General features: G+C 58.9%; 17 protein-coding genes. 11 read left to right on the forward strand and 6 right to left on the reverse strand.

Annotated features, from left to right (window positions below):
• Positions 1–211: 211 nt before the first annotated feature.
• From rpsI to AC13QO_RS04240, 3 genes are all read right to left on the reverse strand, one after another.
• The gene (rpsI, locus tag AC13QO_RS04230) at positions 212–679 is read right to left on the reverse strand and encodes a 30S ribosomal protein S9 (protein WP_011424897.1); all 468 of its coding nucleotides are present in this window, start codon (positions 677–679) and stop codon (positions 212–214) included.
• Between the two features lie 2 nt (positions 680–681).
• Positions 682–1146, reverse strand: a complete 465-nt coding sequence (rplM, locus tag AC13QO_RS04235; protein ID WP_011424898.1) for a 50S ribosomal protein L13 — start codon at positions 1144–1146, stop codon at positions 682–684.
• 292 nt (positions 1147–1438) lie between these two features.
• Positions 1439–2317: a LysR family transcriptional regulator gene (locus AC13QO_RS04240; RefSeq protein WP_085777751.1), complete on the reverse strand. Its 879-nt coding sequence runs from the start codon at positions 2315–2317 to the stop codon at positions 1439–1441.
• Positions 2318–2409: 92 nt separating this feature from the next.
• Between AC13QO_RS04240 and AC13QO_RS04245 the strand changes: the two genes are divergently transcribed.
• Positions 2410–2640: a DUF1127 domain-containing protein gene (locus AC13QO_RS04245; protein ID WP_085777752.1), complete on the forward strand. Its 231-nt coding sequence runs from the start codon at positions 2410–2412 to the stop codon at positions 2638–2640.
• Between the two features lie 82 nt (positions 2641–2722).
• Positions 2723–3550: an enoyl-CoA hydratase gene (locus AC13QO_RS04250; RefSeq protein ID WP_488539987.1), complete on the forward strand. Its 828-nt coding sequence runs from the start codon at positions 2723–2725 to the stop codon at positions 3548–3550.
• Here the strand turns inward: AC13QO_RS04250 and AC13QO_RS04255 are convergent, their stop codons facing one another.
• Positions 3551–4387 (reverse strand): EamA family transporter, encoded by an 837-nt coding sequence (locus AC13QO_RS04255; protein ID WP_488539988.1) that lies wholly within the window; start codon positions 4385–4387, stop codon positions 3551–3553.
• A 473-nt stretch (positions 4388–4860) separates the two neighbouring features.
• Complete coding sequence (locus AC13QO_RS04260) at positions 4861–5184, reverse strand: hypothetical protein (protein WP_085777753.1); 324 nt, start codon at positions 5182–5184, stop codon at positions 4861–4863.
• Between the two features lie 116 nt (positions 5185–5300).
• Between AC13QO_RS04260 and AC13QO_RS04265 the strand changes: the two genes are divergently transcribed.
• Positions 5301–5729, forward strand: coding sequence for a CoA-binding protein (locus tag AC13QO_RS04265; protein WP_085777754.1), 429 nt, complete (start codon positions 5301–5303; stop codon positions 5727–5729).
• Positions 5730–5848: 119 nt separating this feature from the next.
• Positions 5849–7132 (forward strand): O-acetylhomoserine aminocarboxypropyltransferase, encoded by a 1284-nt coding sequence (locus AC13QO_RS04270; RefSeq protein WP_085777755.1) that lies wholly within the window; start codon positions 5849–5851, stop codon positions 7130–7132.
• 261 nt (positions 7133–7393) lie between these two features.
• Here the strand turns inward: AC13QO_RS04270 and AC13QO_RS04275 are convergent, their stop codons facing one another.
• A complete protein-coding gene (locus tag AC13QO_RS04275) occupies positions 7394–7636 on the reverse strand; it encodes a BON domain-containing protein (RefSeq protein ID WP_085777756.1) in 243 nt (80 codons plus the stop codon).
• Between the two features lie 619 nt (positions 7637–8255).
• Here AC13QO_RS04275 and AC13QO_RS04280 point away from each other — a divergent pair.
• From AC13QO_RS04280 to AC13QO_RS04310, 7 genes are all read left to right on the forward strand, one after another.
• On the forward strand, positions 8256–8447 hold the full coding sequence (locus AC13QO_RS04280) for a hypothetical protein (RefSeq protein ID WP_488539989.1): 192 nt from the start codon (positions 8256–8258) through the stop codon (positions 8445–8447).
• A gap of 102 nt (positions 8448–8549) precedes the next feature.
• Entirely contained in the window at positions 8550–8774 is a 225-nt protein-coding gene (locus AC13QO_RS04285) for a hypothetical protein (protein ID WP_085777758.1), read from the forward strand.
• 416 nt (positions 8775–9190) lie between these two features.
• Complete coding sequence (locus AC13QO_RS04290) at positions 9191–9709, forward strand: AAA family ATPase (RefSeq protein WP_085777759.1); 519 nt, start codon at positions 9191–9193, stop codon at positions 9707–9709.
• A gap of 84 nt (positions 9710–9793) precedes the next feature.
• Positions 9794–10171: a VOC family protein gene (locus tag AC13QO_RS04295; protein ID WP_488539990.1), complete on the forward strand. Its 378-nt coding sequence runs from the start codon at positions 9794–9796 to the stop codon at positions 10169–10171.
• A gap of 258 nt (positions 10172–10429) precedes the next feature.
• Positions 10430–10741, forward strand: a complete 312-nt coding sequence (locus AC13QO_RS04300) for a DUF982 domain-containing protein (RefSeq protein ID WP_085777761.1) — start codon at positions 10430–10432, stop codon at positions 10739–10741.
• A gap of 253 nt (positions 10742–10994) precedes the next feature.
• Entirely contained in the window at positions 10995–11348 is a 354-nt protein-coding gene (locus AC13QO_RS04305; RefSeq protein ID WP_488539991.1) for a cupin domain-containing protein, read from the forward strand.
• A gap of 233 nt (positions 11349–11581) precedes the next feature.
• Positions 11582–13708: a bifunctional diguanylate cyclase/phosphodiesterase gene (locus tag AC13QO_RS04310; RefSeq protein ID WP_085777763.1), complete on the forward strand. Its 2127-nt coding sequence runs from the start codon at positions 11582–11584 to the stop codon at positions 13706–13708.
• Positions 13709–13736 lie beyond the last annotated feature (28 nt).

Consider the following 13736-nt stretch of genomic DNA (forward strand, 5'->3'; position numbering starts at 1 on the left):
TTGTTGCGGCTTAGTTGTCTGCGGACTTGGTTGTTCCCATGATGAGACCTTGATTGCGGCTCCGCTCGTTTGCGAAGCGTTCTGTCGGATTTCTACCAGCAGAACCGGAGTGCGGCAATGGCGACCGGCGAGGCGATGCCGGAATTCCTCAAACGCCCAAACAAAAAGGCCGGGTTTCCCCGGCCTTCGTAATTCCGTCTGTCCGAAACGATTAACGCTTGGAGAACTGGAAGGAGCGGCGGGCCTTTGCCTTGCCGTACTTCTTGCGCTCGACGACGCGGCTGTCACGGGTCAGGAAGCCGCCCTTCTTCAGTACCGAGCGCAGGCCCGGTTCGAAGTAGGTCAGCGCCTTGGACAGGCCGTGGCGAACAGCGCCGGCCTGGCCGGAAAGACCGCCGCCGGCAACGGTTGCGATGATGTCGAACTGGCCGTCACGGGCAGCTGCGACAATCGGCTGGCGCAGGATCATCTGCAGCACCGGACGGGCGAAGTAAGCCGTGAAGTCCTTGCCGTTGACGATGATCTTGCCGGAGCCGGCCTTGACCCAAACGCGGGCGACGGCGTCCTTGCGCTTGCCGGTCGCGTAGGAGCGGCCGAGCGAATCGACTTTGCGGACGTGGGCCGGAGCGGCAGCTTCGGAAGACGTGCCGAGATCCTTCAGGGAGGAGAGGTCAGCCATGATCAGGCGCTCCTTACGTTCTTTTTGTTGAGCGCGGCAACGTCGAGGGCGACCGGCTGCTGGGCTTCATGGGGATGGTTGGGACCGGCGTAAACGCGAAGGTTCTTCATCTGGCGACGGCCGAGCGGGCCGCGCGGAACCATGCGTTCGACGGCCTTTTCGAGGACGCGCTCGGGGAAGCGGCCTTCAATGATCTGACGTGCGGTGCGCTCCTTGATGCCGCCGGCATAACCGGTGTGCCAGTAGTAGACCTTGTCGGAATACTTCTTGCCGGTGAAAACCACCTTGTCGGCATTGATGACGATGACGTTGTCGCCGTCGTCAACATGGGGCGTGAAGGTTGCCTTGTGCTTGCCGCGCAGGCGCATAGCGATGATGGAAGCGAGACGGCCAACGACCAGCCCTTCGGCGTCGATGATCACCCACTTCTTCTCCACCTCTGCAGGCTTCTGTGAGAAGGTTGCCATGTCAATACTCTCTTTTAGGACCCTTGGCCCGAGGGCTTTAAGGGCGTTTCTTGTTGCTTGGATTGGCAAGCGCGAACCTGCCAAAAAGAAAGCAGCCCGGACAGGCTGCGTTCTGTCGCGGTGTATAGAGGCAATGTGACACGGGGTCAATATCGGCTTTCGCGATGGTCGGAAAAAAGAACAAGTGAAAACAAAAGCTTATCAGTGTGGTGTTGTGATACCCCACAATCGGGCTGAATATTTGCCCGTTTAACGTTTTCAGCGTTGCCCCGCCGTCGGTCGAAAACCATCGCTAATCCTCAAAGGAACGCAGGCTTTTTATGATTTCCCGGAGGCCGCGTGTCAGATGTTTGTCCCGGCGAAGAACCATGCCGAGGCGGCGTGTCAGCTTCGGCTGCAGCGACGATGTCGTAAGGAGACCGGCGCGGTCGCGCTTTACCGCTAACCCCGGCAGGATCGACCAGCCGAGTCCGGCGGCCACCAGTTCCTTGATCGCTTCGATACTGCCGAACTCCATCGCCGGTCGGATCCTGATATCCGGGGCGGCCAGCCACGCGTCGATTGCCCGCCTCGTATTGCCGCCCTCGTAAAGCAGCAGCGTCCTGTCGCGCATGAAGGCCGGGTCCGGTCCACCCTTAGGCACGGGGCTGCCCGCGGGGGCGACAGCCAGCAATTCCTCTTCGTAGAAGGGTTCGATCTCGAAGTTCCGTCCCGATGCCGGCAGGGCCACAACGGCGATGTCGAGGCTGTTGGCTTCCAGATCGCGCAGGATATCGTCGGCATTCCCGATCGAGACGGTGATTTCGAGGCCAGGCATGGACTGCCGGGCGGCGGCGATGGCGCGGGGAAGCAGATGGATCGATGCCGTGCCGCCGCTGCCGATGCGCACCCGGCCGCTGGCGCCATCCCTGTGGGGCATCATCGCTTCTTCCGCCGCGGCTGCCTGCTGAAGCAGACGCCTTGCATGTGAAAGCAGGTCGATGCCCGCCGCCGTCGGTTGCGCCCGCCGCCCGACGCGCTCGATCAGCCTGACGCCGAGCCGCTGTTCGAGCCCCTTGATCTGCAGGCTGACGGCCGGCTGCGTCACGCCTTCCTTGTCGGCCGCAGCCGTAAAGCTGCCGAGGTCGGCGACATTGATGAAGGTCGCAAGCTGATCGAGATTGAGGAGCATGCCAAAGAAATCCTTATGCGTATGATAATATCCATAAGCTTCTTTCGCTGCGTCTTCCAGCGCATCTTTCGTCCGTCAGGAAAGGATGAAGGATGACCGTGGAATTCGACGAAAGCTTGGAGATACCTCTCAGCGCCCTTCGGCTGAAACGCCGCGAGAGGGCGCGCTGGGGCAGGCGGCTGCTGGCGGCCATAGAGTGTCGGCTCGAAAAGCGTCGCAGCCGCCGCAAGCTGTCAGAACTCACCGATGACGAGCTTCGCGATATCGGTCTGACCCCTGCGCAGGCGAAGGCAGAGCGATCGAAATCATGGTTCTGGTTTTGACTGCGACGGCGTATCCTGCTCGAAATGGGCGGCGCCGTGTGGCAGAACGGCTGTGTGGAAATCGAGCGCAGGGAGCAGCATCATGGCTGAAATCGTATCCTTCCGAAAGGAAGCGGACAGGACCGACGGATTGTTGCTCCGCTCGTTGCGCGGCGGCGTGCTGCGGCTCATGCTTAACGACCCGCCAACTAATGCGCTGTCGATCGCGCTTCTCCAAGCGCTGATGGCCGAGCTCGAAAAGGCGGAGGCGGATTTGGATGTGCGCGTCGTCGTCATCGCCTCGACCGGCGCCGTTTTTTCCGCCGGCCACGACCTTAAGGAACTCACGGCTCATCGCGTCGACGAAGATCAGGGCGCTGCTTTCTTCGAGAAAAGCTTCAGGCTCTGCGCCGATTTGATGCTGAAGATTGCGCATCTGCCAAAACCTGTCATCGCCGAGGTCGATGGGCTTGCAACGGCTGCGGGCTGTCAGCTCGTCGCATCCTGCGATCTGGCGATCTGCACCGACACTTCGACGTTCTGCACGCCGGGCGTCAATATCGGCCTGTTCTGTTCGACGCCGATGGTGGCCGTTTCCCGTGCCGCGCATCGTAAGCAGGCTATGGAGATGCTCTTGACCGGTGAGACGATCGACGCCTCGACCGCCAAGGATTTCGGCCTCGTCAACCGCATCGTGCCGAAGCAGTATCTTGGGCAGGTCGTTTCCAAATATGCCGCCGTGATTGCCGGCAAATCGCCACTGGTCCTGAAAATCGGCAAGCAAGCGTTTTATCGGCAGCTCGAACTGCCGGTGGAGGCGGCCTATGATTATGCCGCTATGGTGATGGTGGACAACATGCTGACGCAGGACGCGCAGGAAGGGATCGGCGCCTTTCTCGGCAAGCGCAAGCCGGAATGGAAGGGCGAATGATTAGGCGAGTTTCAGAACCAGCACGCCGACCGCGATGACGACGCCGGCGACGTAACGCCAGATGCCGGCTTTTTCCTTGAAGACGGCAACGGAGAGCACCAGCGCAAAGAGGATCGAAGTTTCCCGCAGTGCGGCAACGGTCGCTACCGGCGCCTTCGTCATCGCCCAAAGTGCCAGCCCATAGGATGCAATCGATCCCGCGCCGCCGATCATCCCGCGCCACCAGTTGCGGCGAACGTGATGCAACACCGTCAAGCTGCCGCGCTGGGATGCCGCCCAGGCAAACAGCAGTATCGGCGGCAGCAGCGACATCCACAACGTATAGGAAACCGCATTGCCTGAAAGGCGTGCGCCGATGCCGTCGACAAAAGTATAGCTGGCGATGACGAACGCATTGGCAATCGAGAAGGCGACCGCATGGCCGCTGCTGCGCCGAGTCTCCAGGGCGAGCGTCAGGACGCCGGCTGAAATCGTCATGATGCCGGCAAGAGCGGCGCCGGAAAGATGTTCGCGCAGGACGATGCCGCTTGTCGCGGCGACCAGCAACGGTGCGCAACCACGCATCAGCGGATAGACGAGGCCGATATCACCGGCTCGGTAAGCGGCGGCAACCAGCTGGAAATAGGCGAACTGCAGGATGGCCGAGGCGCCGATGAACGGCCAGGCCGCGCTTTGTGGCAACGGCAGAAATGCCAGAAACGGCAACGCGGACACTGCGCCGCCGGCCGAAATCAACGCCGCATCCAGGGATTTATCGCTGCCCGCTTTGACAATCGCGTTCCATGTCGCATGCAGCAACGCACTGAACAGAACGAGCAGGATGACGTCGAGAGGCAAGGGATAGGTCCGGTGCTGCGGAAGAAGGCGAAGCGCCTCGCCCCGACGGGGCAGAATTCTGGAAAGACAACTGATATTTGCACGAAAATGCATTGCCGCGGTCGCGGATGCGTTCTCGGCTCCAATATCATCCTTTCAATATGCAAACAATGGCGGGGTATGACGACAAGTTTTACGTGCGCGCGATATGCGTTCAATCCACGCGATCTTCTCAACTATGAGATGTTTCTAATGGACGAGAGAACATATGGTGACCTTATGGGGAATGGAAGGGGAAAGCAGCTGAGGGAATTACATGTCGGATCTTTCTATGCTGCTGAAATACAGATATTCTTCTATAACTTTGATATACGCGAAAAAAGAAGCTTCAGATTGTATGTTCTCAGAGAAATCGCATCGCGCGATTGAACTGGAAGCCTGTTTGCAAGCGCGGAAGGCGATCGGCACCTGCAGGGGTTGCGGCGGCGGGGAGGTCAGAGCTGATGATGCGGAACGAAGAGCATCCCGTCAAGGTTGTCTAGGCTTTGGCAGTTCAGAACCGGGCAGCGTGGATCGTCCTTTGTCGGGATATGGGTCCATTCCGCATAATCGGTCGCGTCACAATAATTGCTGTTGCGCACGTAGCGATCATAAAGCGGCAGCCCGCGGGGAGATTGGTAGCGGAAGATCACGGCGCCCTGATTGTGGATGGCAGCCCGCACGCCGGCGCAGCTCATGGTGAGCGGATTGTAGCGCGAGATCGCTGCTGCCGGTGATGCGGCGAGCACAAGCATGAGGGCAAGAGCAATTTTTCTCATTGAATCATCCTCAGAGCCATTCAACTCTTATATACGCAAACACGTGCAGCCGGTTCTGCCGAAATGCAAAAAAATGTCGGCAGGCTCACAGGCGCTGCCGGAATGGAGAAACGGAAATGGATCACGACGCCTACACGGATGATTATCTCGCCGGAATCCTGCAGTCGGTAAAGACCATCGCGCTGACCGGTGCCTCGCCCAATCCGGCCCGGCCGAGCAACGGCGTCATGGGCTATCTGCTGTCGCGCGGCTATGAGGTCATACCGGTCAATCCGGGGCAGGCGGGCAAACAGATACAGGGCCGCACCGTCTACGCCCGTCTTGCCGACGTTCCGGTGCCGATCGATATGATTGATGTCTTTCGCGCCGCCGAATATCTCGATGGGGTCGTTGAGGAGGCGTTGGCGCTGAGGCCGTTGCCGAAGGTGATCTGGGCTCAGCTTGGCGTCCGCAACGATGCCGCGGCGGCAAAGGCGGAGGCTGCCGGCATTAAAGTGGTGATGAACCGCTGCCCGGCGATCGAATATCCTCGTCTCATTGCCTGATGGGGGCTGCCCTGAGACGGATTTTCCACCGAACGCCCAAGGGTTGAAACGGATCGCGGTTAACTTTCGTCGGCGACAAGCTATGATCCTGCCCCGTGAGCAACAATTCGGAGGGCGACATGGCCAAGAACGATCCTGGATTCAACACCTTGGCGGTCCACGCAGGCGCACAGCCCGATCCGGCTACCGGCGCACGGGTGACGCCGATCTACCAGACGACCGCTTTCGTCTTCAACGATTCCGATCATGCCGCCGCCCTCTTCGGCCTACAGGCCTTCGGCAATATCTACACCCGCATCATGAACCCGACGCAGGCCGTGCTCGAGGAACGCGTCGCCGCGCTCGAGGGCGGTACGGCGGCCCTTGCCGTCGCCTCCGGCCACGCGGCGCAGATGATCGTCTTCCACACCATCATGCGCCCGGGCGAAAATTTCATCGCCGCCCGCAAGCTCTATGGCGGCTCGATCAATCAGTTCGGCCATGCTTTCGAGAATTTCGGCTGGCAGGTGCGATGGGCCGATTCCGCCGATCCGGCGAGCTTCGAAAGCCAGATCGACGACAAGACCCGCGGCATCTTTATCGAAAGCCTTGCCAATCCGGGCGGCACCTTCGTCGATATCGCCGCCATTGCCGACGTCGCGCATCGCCACGGCCTGCCGCTGATCGTCGACAACACGATGGCAACACCCTATCTCATCCGTCCGATCGAGCACGGCGCCGATATCGTCGTGCACTCGCTGACCAAATTTCTCGGCGGCCACGGCAATTCCATGGGCGGCCTTATCGTCGACGGCGGTACCTTCGACTGGTCGAAGTCAGGCAATTACCCGATGCTGTCGAGCCCGCGGCCGGAATATAACGGCATGGTTCTACACGCGACTTTCGGCAATTTCGCCTTCGCGATCGCTGCCCGCGTGCTCGGCCTGCGCGACCTCGGCCCAGCGATTTCGCCCTTCAATGCCTTCCTGATCCTCACCGGCATCGAAACACTGCCGCTCAGGATGCAGCGCCACAGCGACAATGCCATCGCCGTCGCCCGGTGGCTGAAGGCGCACAGCAAGATCGCCTGGGTGAATTATGCCGGCCTCGAAGACGATCCGAACCATGCCATGCAGCAGCGTTATTCGCCGAAGGGCGCAGGCTCTGTCTTCACCTTCGGCGTCCGGGGCGGTTATGAGGCTGGTAAGACGCTGGTCGAAGGAGTTGAGCTCTTCTCCCATCTTGCGAATATCGGCGACACCCGCTCGCTCGTCATTCATCCGGCCTCGACGACGCACCGGCAACTGAGCGACGAGCAGAAGATCGCCGCCGGTGCCGGACCCGACGTGGTGCGGCTTTCCATCGGCATTGAAGACGTCAACGACATCATCGCCGATCTAGAGCAGGCGCTCTCGAAGATCTGATTGTCCTGGCTGCCGTGGCCTCGCTTTTGCGCGTCAGTCGACATCGCCGACAACCTGGAATAGCTGGCGCAGGGGGGTGGCCGATCTGCTGCGCGATGTGAGACCAATCGCCCTCAGGGCAGCAGCCCGCAACTACTCGTTTCCTCCAACAAGGCCTGGTCAATCGGTCTGATTGTGGTCACAAACGCATTCAAGTATGCCTTGCCGAACGACAAGGGCGGAAGCGTTGAGATTACGCCAAAGTTCCCGCTTGGTGACGCGTTACCCGTTTATCTCCTCCCGGTCCTGCATCCTATCACGCACGTTCTCCGGGCCCGCGATCAAAGCGGCGATCGCCGTCGCCTTCTCCCGATCACCGTAGCCGGCCACATAGCCCTCCAACAGGACGTTTCTGCCGACCATGCTTACAGAGATGGACGAGCTTTCCAGCTCTGGTTCCGCTGACACCGCGGCCTGCACGCTCGCAAGCTGATCGTTGGCTAGGCTTTCAGGCTCAAAGCTCATGGCAGTCCTCCTTCGTGATACGAAGGAAACAGCGAACTGGTAATTTGGTTCGCGATAGGGACTTAGGTCCGAGAAGCCATGCCGGAAGGCGTACCGCCATCATGAAGGTAGGTCCCGACAGCTTCTGGAAGGCAGCGCAGGAGCGGAACATCGCCTCTTTTTGCCGGTTAGCCCCGCAAACATTGGCGCTAGCCATGGTTCGTACTGGGTCTTCGACCTGCCCAATAACGGCCCTGTCGCTTACGTCGGTCCCACCAGCCGGCCTCGACGACAGGTTGGATGAACGTACATCATCTATAACTTCGCACCTGCGGTAATTGTCATACGATTTAAAGCGCTAAATAAATACAAAAATCAGTTGCTTACTTGAAAGTTCTCGACTACGTTTTTTAGCGAGAAGTTCCGAAATATCGGCGCTTGTCGGCGCTGCTCAGCGATCGTTTGACCTCGCTTGAGGGAGGATCATGACTTTGTTTGTCCGTCTTCGTTTCTTCGCGGTGGTGCAGCGAATGCGTGATCTCGTCTCGATCCGATACTGACCTACGACGGCAGTCTGACGCGTCGTAAACCCTTTGTTCCACTTTTCTAAGATGGTGCTCCCGTGTGGCGCGCCCGAGGTTTGAAGCAAGCTGTCGTATTCAATGGTCAGGAAGTCGGGATCGCGGTCCCCGTGGAAAACCGCCTCAAATTCATCGCTGTCCGCTTCAATGTCATCGACTTGGACAACAGGCTCTTCGACACGGTTACTGAAATCCGGCGCGCCATTACACAGCATCTGGCCTCCAGCGGTCGTGCGATCATCTCGCACTGAATGGCAGGAGATATTCTTCAACGTCACGGCACAAATGGGATTGCAGGCTCACTTGTAAAGCCCTGCAAAGCTGCCGCGTTTCAACTTGTGAGGAGATGAGGAATGTTGATCACGAGCGTCCAAGAAACAGAATGGGCCGTGCTCTCGCTGTCCGTTCAATCTTGGTTTAGGCACTACAAGGCCAAACCGGACGACAAGACATCGGAAATGATCTGCAGCGCGGCAATCGACCTTTTCAATCGCGGCCATCGCACCCAGGAGGAACTCACCAGTATATTAATCGCGCGGTTCCCCCTGATCGCGCCTGCGCCCGCAGCCCTCCATTAATCGCTCCGAGGCATGGGAACATCGCGAATCTCAGCGCACTCGAAATCCGATACGAGGCCAGTAACAAAGTCTAATAGGCGATAGATGGTGCCTCTCTGATTGGCGGAGTTAGGTCACGCGACTTGTTCGTATTTCGGCGGGTCGCCTCACTTCTTGACCGAGGGCCTCCAGCGCCTGCTCACGTGACGATGGTGCTGCGGTAGCCCCAGAGTTCGCGCAATAGCCTCGCGACCGAAGACGCCGGCGCGCTCGATGAGCGATCTAAGGCGTTTCGCCTTTGAAGTGCCGTGCCCGTTGAAGAGGCGGCCCTCGCTCGCCTTCGCGGCGGACGTCGCAATGTCGGCCCGACGACCTTTGGAATACGACCGACGCTGCCTTGCTGATAGCTTTTGCTGACTGCGGTGGATGGAGCAATCATGCCTCTCGTCATTCTCACTGGCGCATCGGGGGCCGGAAAAACGACAATCGCCGAAGCTATTGAGCGACTTCATGGGCAAGAGATCGACGTCTTTTACCAGGACCGCATCGGGGTTCCGCCCGTCGAGGAGATGGTTGGTCAATTCGGCTCCGTCGAAGGATGGCAGAGAGCGGCCACTTTCGCCTGGATGGCGCGACTGTCGCCGCTCCTGGCAGAAGGGCGCACCTTCCTATTCGAGGGCCAGTCGCGTTTTTCCTTTCTGGCCGAAGCGGCCGCACGTGCCGGGATCGGTTCGCATTCCTGTATCTTGATCGATTGCGACGACGAGACCCGAGCCAGGCGCCTTTCGATTGATCGAGGCCAGCCTGAGTTGGCAAATCCGGATATGATAAACTGGGCCGCCTTCCTACGGCATGAAGCAGCGGCATACGGCTGCGAAATTCTCGACACATCGAACCTGTCGCTGGAACAGGGAGTGAAACGAGTCCTTTGCGAATTGCGGCGGCAGCCTGTTTGATCCGGACCAGGCAGTTGAAGTTTGACCGTTCCAGTGCGGCGTTCATCTGCTTGTTCTGCTAAAAGCATAGAGAGGGAGGCCCAGTTGCACCTGACTTTGGAGTTGTTTGTCCAAACGCCTCAGACATCGATTGATTTCTACCAGCGAGTCCTGGGCTTTGAAGTCGAGGGCTCGGCGAGCACGGAATATACAACGCTGAGAAACGGCGACGCCGTTATCGCGATTAATTCGCGAAGCGTCCTTTCGAGCGATCATCCGCTACGCGGCGAAATTGGCGACAGGGTCGGCCTCGGCGTCGAGATCGTCTTGAAGGTCACTGATGTCGAGGATGCCTATCGCAAGGCGGAAGAGAGCGGCTGGCCGCTTTCCGCCCTCGCCATGCAGCCTTGGGGACTGCGCGATTTTCGCCTTGTCGACCCCGACGGCTATTATGTCAGAGTGACCAGCACCCAAAGGAACTGACTGGATCATCATGACGGCTATGGGCTTCGTGCCAAACGCTGAGCGCTGCGCTTCGGTGGCGACCAATTGCAAATCGGTCGGAACAATGCTGCCGAGCCTCAGGGCGCTCGGATAGGAGGTCCTTGAGCCCTTTTCTTTAGTTCCCGCTACTTCACGGTGAAGCGGTTTTATTGCTCAGTTTTCAATTCCAAATTTCAGAAAACAAGCGTATGTTGCGCGGTTAGGATTGCGGTAACCATGCCTTGAGGGTCGGGGACGATGTGCTGGAATACATCAGGGGCATTCACGCCGGTCGCGCTTGCTTTGCGCGGTCCGGCAACACGCAAGATTGTCCGGACGCTCGGCGATGCGGCACATCTCCTGATCAACGATTGGCCCTCTGATGACGGCGAGGAATACGTCGCTGCCGTAAAAGCCTGTGTCGATGCAATTACCGGCAAAATCAGCCCGGAACGATTCCGCGAGTCGCTTCTGCTTGCAGCCGATGAGGCGGGTATCGTTGCTCTGACAATTGTCCCCGTCGGAGTGACAGAGCGGCGACCGGACCTGCGCTCGGCCGCGCCAAGATAGCCCCTCTTTCAAGCGGCTCCTACCAGGTAGCATTGTGTCAAATACGACCGCTGCCAAGGCTGGCAAAATTCTCACAACTGAAAGCACTGCCGTCAATCCTAACCGCCATCTTCACAAATGTCGCTCAAGGTGATGGGAAAAGGGCTCAGTTCCCAAGGCGGTAAATGCCCTGTGCGACGAGAGACAAATTGCAAAGATTTCGAACATTCGCGCGCAGACGTTTGCCGCGAAAGACACTGGCGGCGGAGGGTTTATGATGGTTGCGGCGAATTTCATCACCTTCAACATCAATGGCGTCGAACCCGAGTTCGGCGCCCCGGAGGCCGCTCGGATCGTCTCCGGCGATCCGCTATTTCGCACCTGGAATCTGGAGGAGACCGACGGCGGTCTTTATTCCGGAATCTGGGAGGCAACACCCGGCAAATGGCGGATCGTCTACGAAGAGTGGGAATATTTCAGCCTGCTGTCAGGCCATTCGATCGTGACGGAGGACGGCGGTGAGCCGGTGCATCTGAAGCCGGGCGACCGGATGATCTTGAGGCCGGGCTTCAAGGGAACCTGGGAAGTGGTTGAAACGACTCGCAAGGACTATGTAATCAAGGTCTGAACAGCGGCTCAGAGCCGACTCTCACGTTGGCGGGCCTGTCCCGCTTTGCTGCGATTATGACCCGTTTCTCCTGCAATAACCGCTTCCCCTCCGCCGATAAAAGGCATTTGATGTTGCCTATTAATCGAACCTAAATCGTCAAGTGCTAGACCTTATCTGCAGCGCATTGCGGACATGATGTCTCCTGCCGTCACTATAGACATGGCCTTGAAATTCATCTTTTCGGGATTGGCATGTCGTCGAATCTTGCGGGTAGGCACGTTCGGACCCAAACGTCTTCCATCATTGCGACCACCGTTTTCTTCCTTGTCGTCGCGCTCGTTCTGACCGGCCTCATGGCCCACGTCGTGGCCTCGATGACCCGATCGGCGAACGAAATCGACGATGCCAGGGCCAGTCGCGCCTCACGCGCAGCGATCGCAGCCTTTGTCAGCCGCCTGAGCGCGACGACAACCGACAACGCCGTATGGGATGATGCCTATAAGGCGATCGCAACTCCCGGAGCCGCGGATTGGGCTTATGAGAACTGGGGAAAGACCAGCGAGGATTACCCGCTCTATGACGGTGCCATCGTGACCGGTCCCGATCGCTCGTCGATCGTCTCCGCCTATGCCAAAGGCGAGCCCTTCCAGCCAAGCGCCTTTTTCGGCGAAGCTTTCTACCGGCAGATCAATACGGCCATCGATTTCCCACAGGCGCCGGTAGTCAATTTCATTAAGACGGAAACCGGAATCGCTGTCATCGCATCACAGCCAATCCAGCCTTTCGAGAAAGAAGGCGAGCTTCCGAAGCTCAGCGTGCTGAGCTTTTACAAAGAGTTCAACTCGGACGTCCTCAGTACGCTGTCAAACGAACACGAACTCGAGGGCTTGCGCCTTGCCGCCGCGCCCGAGCCGGGTCTGCTGAACACACCGATTACGGATATGAAGGGTGGCGTCATCGGCCATCTCGTCTGGCCGAGCAAAGCGCCGGGAAGCGCCGTGTTCCGACAGGTCTACCCTTTCGTTGCAGCCGCCATCATCATCCTCGTGCTATTCCTGGCGGGCGTTCTGCTGGTGGGCGCAGCCGAAGCGCGGCGTCTGCGTCAACTGGCGCAGGCAGCGATTTTCGAAGCAAATCACGATAGTCTGAGCGGCCTGCTGAACAGGCATGGGCTTCTCGCCCTGCTGGAAGACCTGGAGGGTTCGGATAGTGCGCCGCCCCGCCTCTATCTGGTCGACCTTGATGGGTTCAAGGCCGTCAATGATGCCTGGGGTCATGCGGTGGGGGACGACCTTATCCGGATCGTTTCGAACGCGCTGATCGCCTGTCATCCCGAAGTCGTTGCTGCGGCCCGGTTGGGAGGCGACGAATTCGCTCTGGTCCAGGCCGGCACTGCTCCGCGTCAGGAGATAGAAGAAACCATTCTGGCGCTGTTTGTCGAACCCTTCAAAATCGACGGACGAACGATCGAAGTTGGTGCGAGTATCGGAGCTGCTGCGCGTGATGCAGGCATTGAGCCGCTGGAGCTTTTGCGCAGGGCTGATATGGCCCTCTACCGCGCCAAGGAAAATGGCAAAGGCCGGGCGATCGAATATGACCCCGAGCTGGATCGGGAGCGCGAAAGGATCGCTGAACTGGAAGCTCTGTTGAAGAATGCGCTCAGCAATGGCGCGATCGAAGCCGTATTCCAACCTCTCGTTTCTGCGACGACGGGCGCGGTGACCGGTCTTGAAGCGCTGGCCCGCTGGCGCACTGCGACAGGAAATATCAGTCCGGAAATTTTCATTCCGCTTGCCGAAAGATGCGGCCTCATCGATGCGCTCGGCAGTCATATGCTGAAAACATCGATCGAGCACGCCAGAAATTGGCCAGGTATGGCCCTGTCCGTCAACGTCTCGCCGGTTCAGCTCTGCAATCCGGAATTTGCCGCCGACGTGATCTCCCTCCTACAGGAACTCGATTTCGATCCGAGGCGGCTGACGTTGGAAATCACCGAAGGCGTCCTCATGACCAATCCGGATCAGGCGCGTCGGTCGATAGATCACCTCAAGCAAGTCGGTATCAAATTCGCGCTAGACGACTTCGGCTGCGGCTATGCAAGCATCGGCGCATTGCGGCAGTTCGGCTTTGATCGGATGAAGATCGACCGCTCGTTAGTCTCCGCTCTTGACCAGGCCTCGAATGGCGCCGATGTTCTCAAGGCGACCATCTCTTTGGCGACCGCTCTGCAGATTCCCGTTACGGCGGAGGGCATCGAGAATAGCCGTCAGGCGGCGATCTTGCGGGAGGCCGGCTGTGACCAACTGCAAGGCTATTTGATCGGAAAACCGATGTCGGCGCTCGACATATCCAGCAAGCTTCAAGAACAGGCAGCGTAATGCCGCGAGATCGCGGCAGCAGGCTGGG

Source organism: Rhizobium sp. CNPSo 3670 (assembly GCF_057784555.1).

Bases quoted from the DNA above. Each gene is read 5' to 3' on its own strand.
- rpsI (WP_011424897.1), bottom strand. From the start codon at position 679: ATGGCTGACCTCTCCTCCCTGAAGGATCTCGGCACGTCTTCCGAAGCT.
- rplM (WP_011424898.1), bottom strand. From the start codon at position 1,146: ATGGCAACCTTCTCACAGAAGCCTGCAGAGGTGGAGAAGAAGTGGGTG.
- AC13QO_RS04240 (WP_085777751.1), bottom strand. From the start codon at position 2,317: ATGCTCCTCAATCTCGATCAGCTTGCGACCTTCATCAATGTCGCCGAC.
- AC13QO_RS04245 (WP_085777752.1), top strand. From the start codon at position 2,410: ATGACCGTGGAATTCGACGAAAGCTTGGAGATACCTCTCAGCGCCCTT.
- AC13QO_RS04250 (WP_488539987.1), top strand. From the start codon at position 2,723: ATGGCTGAAATCGTATCCTTCCGAAAGGAAGCGGACAGGACCGACGGA.
- AC13QO_RS04260 (WP_085777753.1), bottom strand. From the start codon at position 5,184: ATGAGAAAAATTGCTCTTGCCCTCATGCTTGTGCTCGCCGCATCACCG.
- AC13QO_RS04265 (WP_085777754.1), top strand. From the start codon at position 5,301: ATGGATCACGACGCCTACACGGATGATTATCTCGCCGGAATCCTGCAG.
- AC13QO_RS04270 (WP_085777755.1), top strand. From the start codon at position 5,849: ATGGCCAAGAACGATCCTGGATTCAACACCTTGGCGGTCCACGCAGGC.
- AC13QO_RS04275 (WP_085777756.1), bottom strand. From the start codon at position 7,636: ATGAGCTTTGAGCCTGAAAGCCTAGCCAACGATCAGCTTGCGAGCGTG.
- AC13QO_RS04285 (WP_085777758.1), top strand. From the start codon at position 8,550: ATGTTGATCACGAGCGTCCAAGAAACAGAATGGGCCGTGCTCTCGCTG.
- AC13QO_RS04290 (WP_085777759.1), top strand. From the start codon at position 9,191: ATGCCTCTCGTCATTCTCACTGGCGCATCGGGGGCCGGAAAAACGACA.
- AC13QO_RS04300 (WP_085777761.1), top strand. From the start codon at position 10,430: ATGTGCTGGAATACATCAGGGGCATTCACGCCGGTCGCGCTTGCTTTG.
- AC13QO_RS04305 (WP_488539991.1), top strand. From the start codon at position 10,995: ATGATGGTTGCGGCGAATTTCATCACCTTCAACATCAATGGCGTCGAA.
- AC13QO_RS04310 (WP_085777763.1), top strand. From the start codon at position 11,582: ATGTCGTCGAATCTTGCGGGTAGGCACGTTCGGACCCAAACGTCTTCC.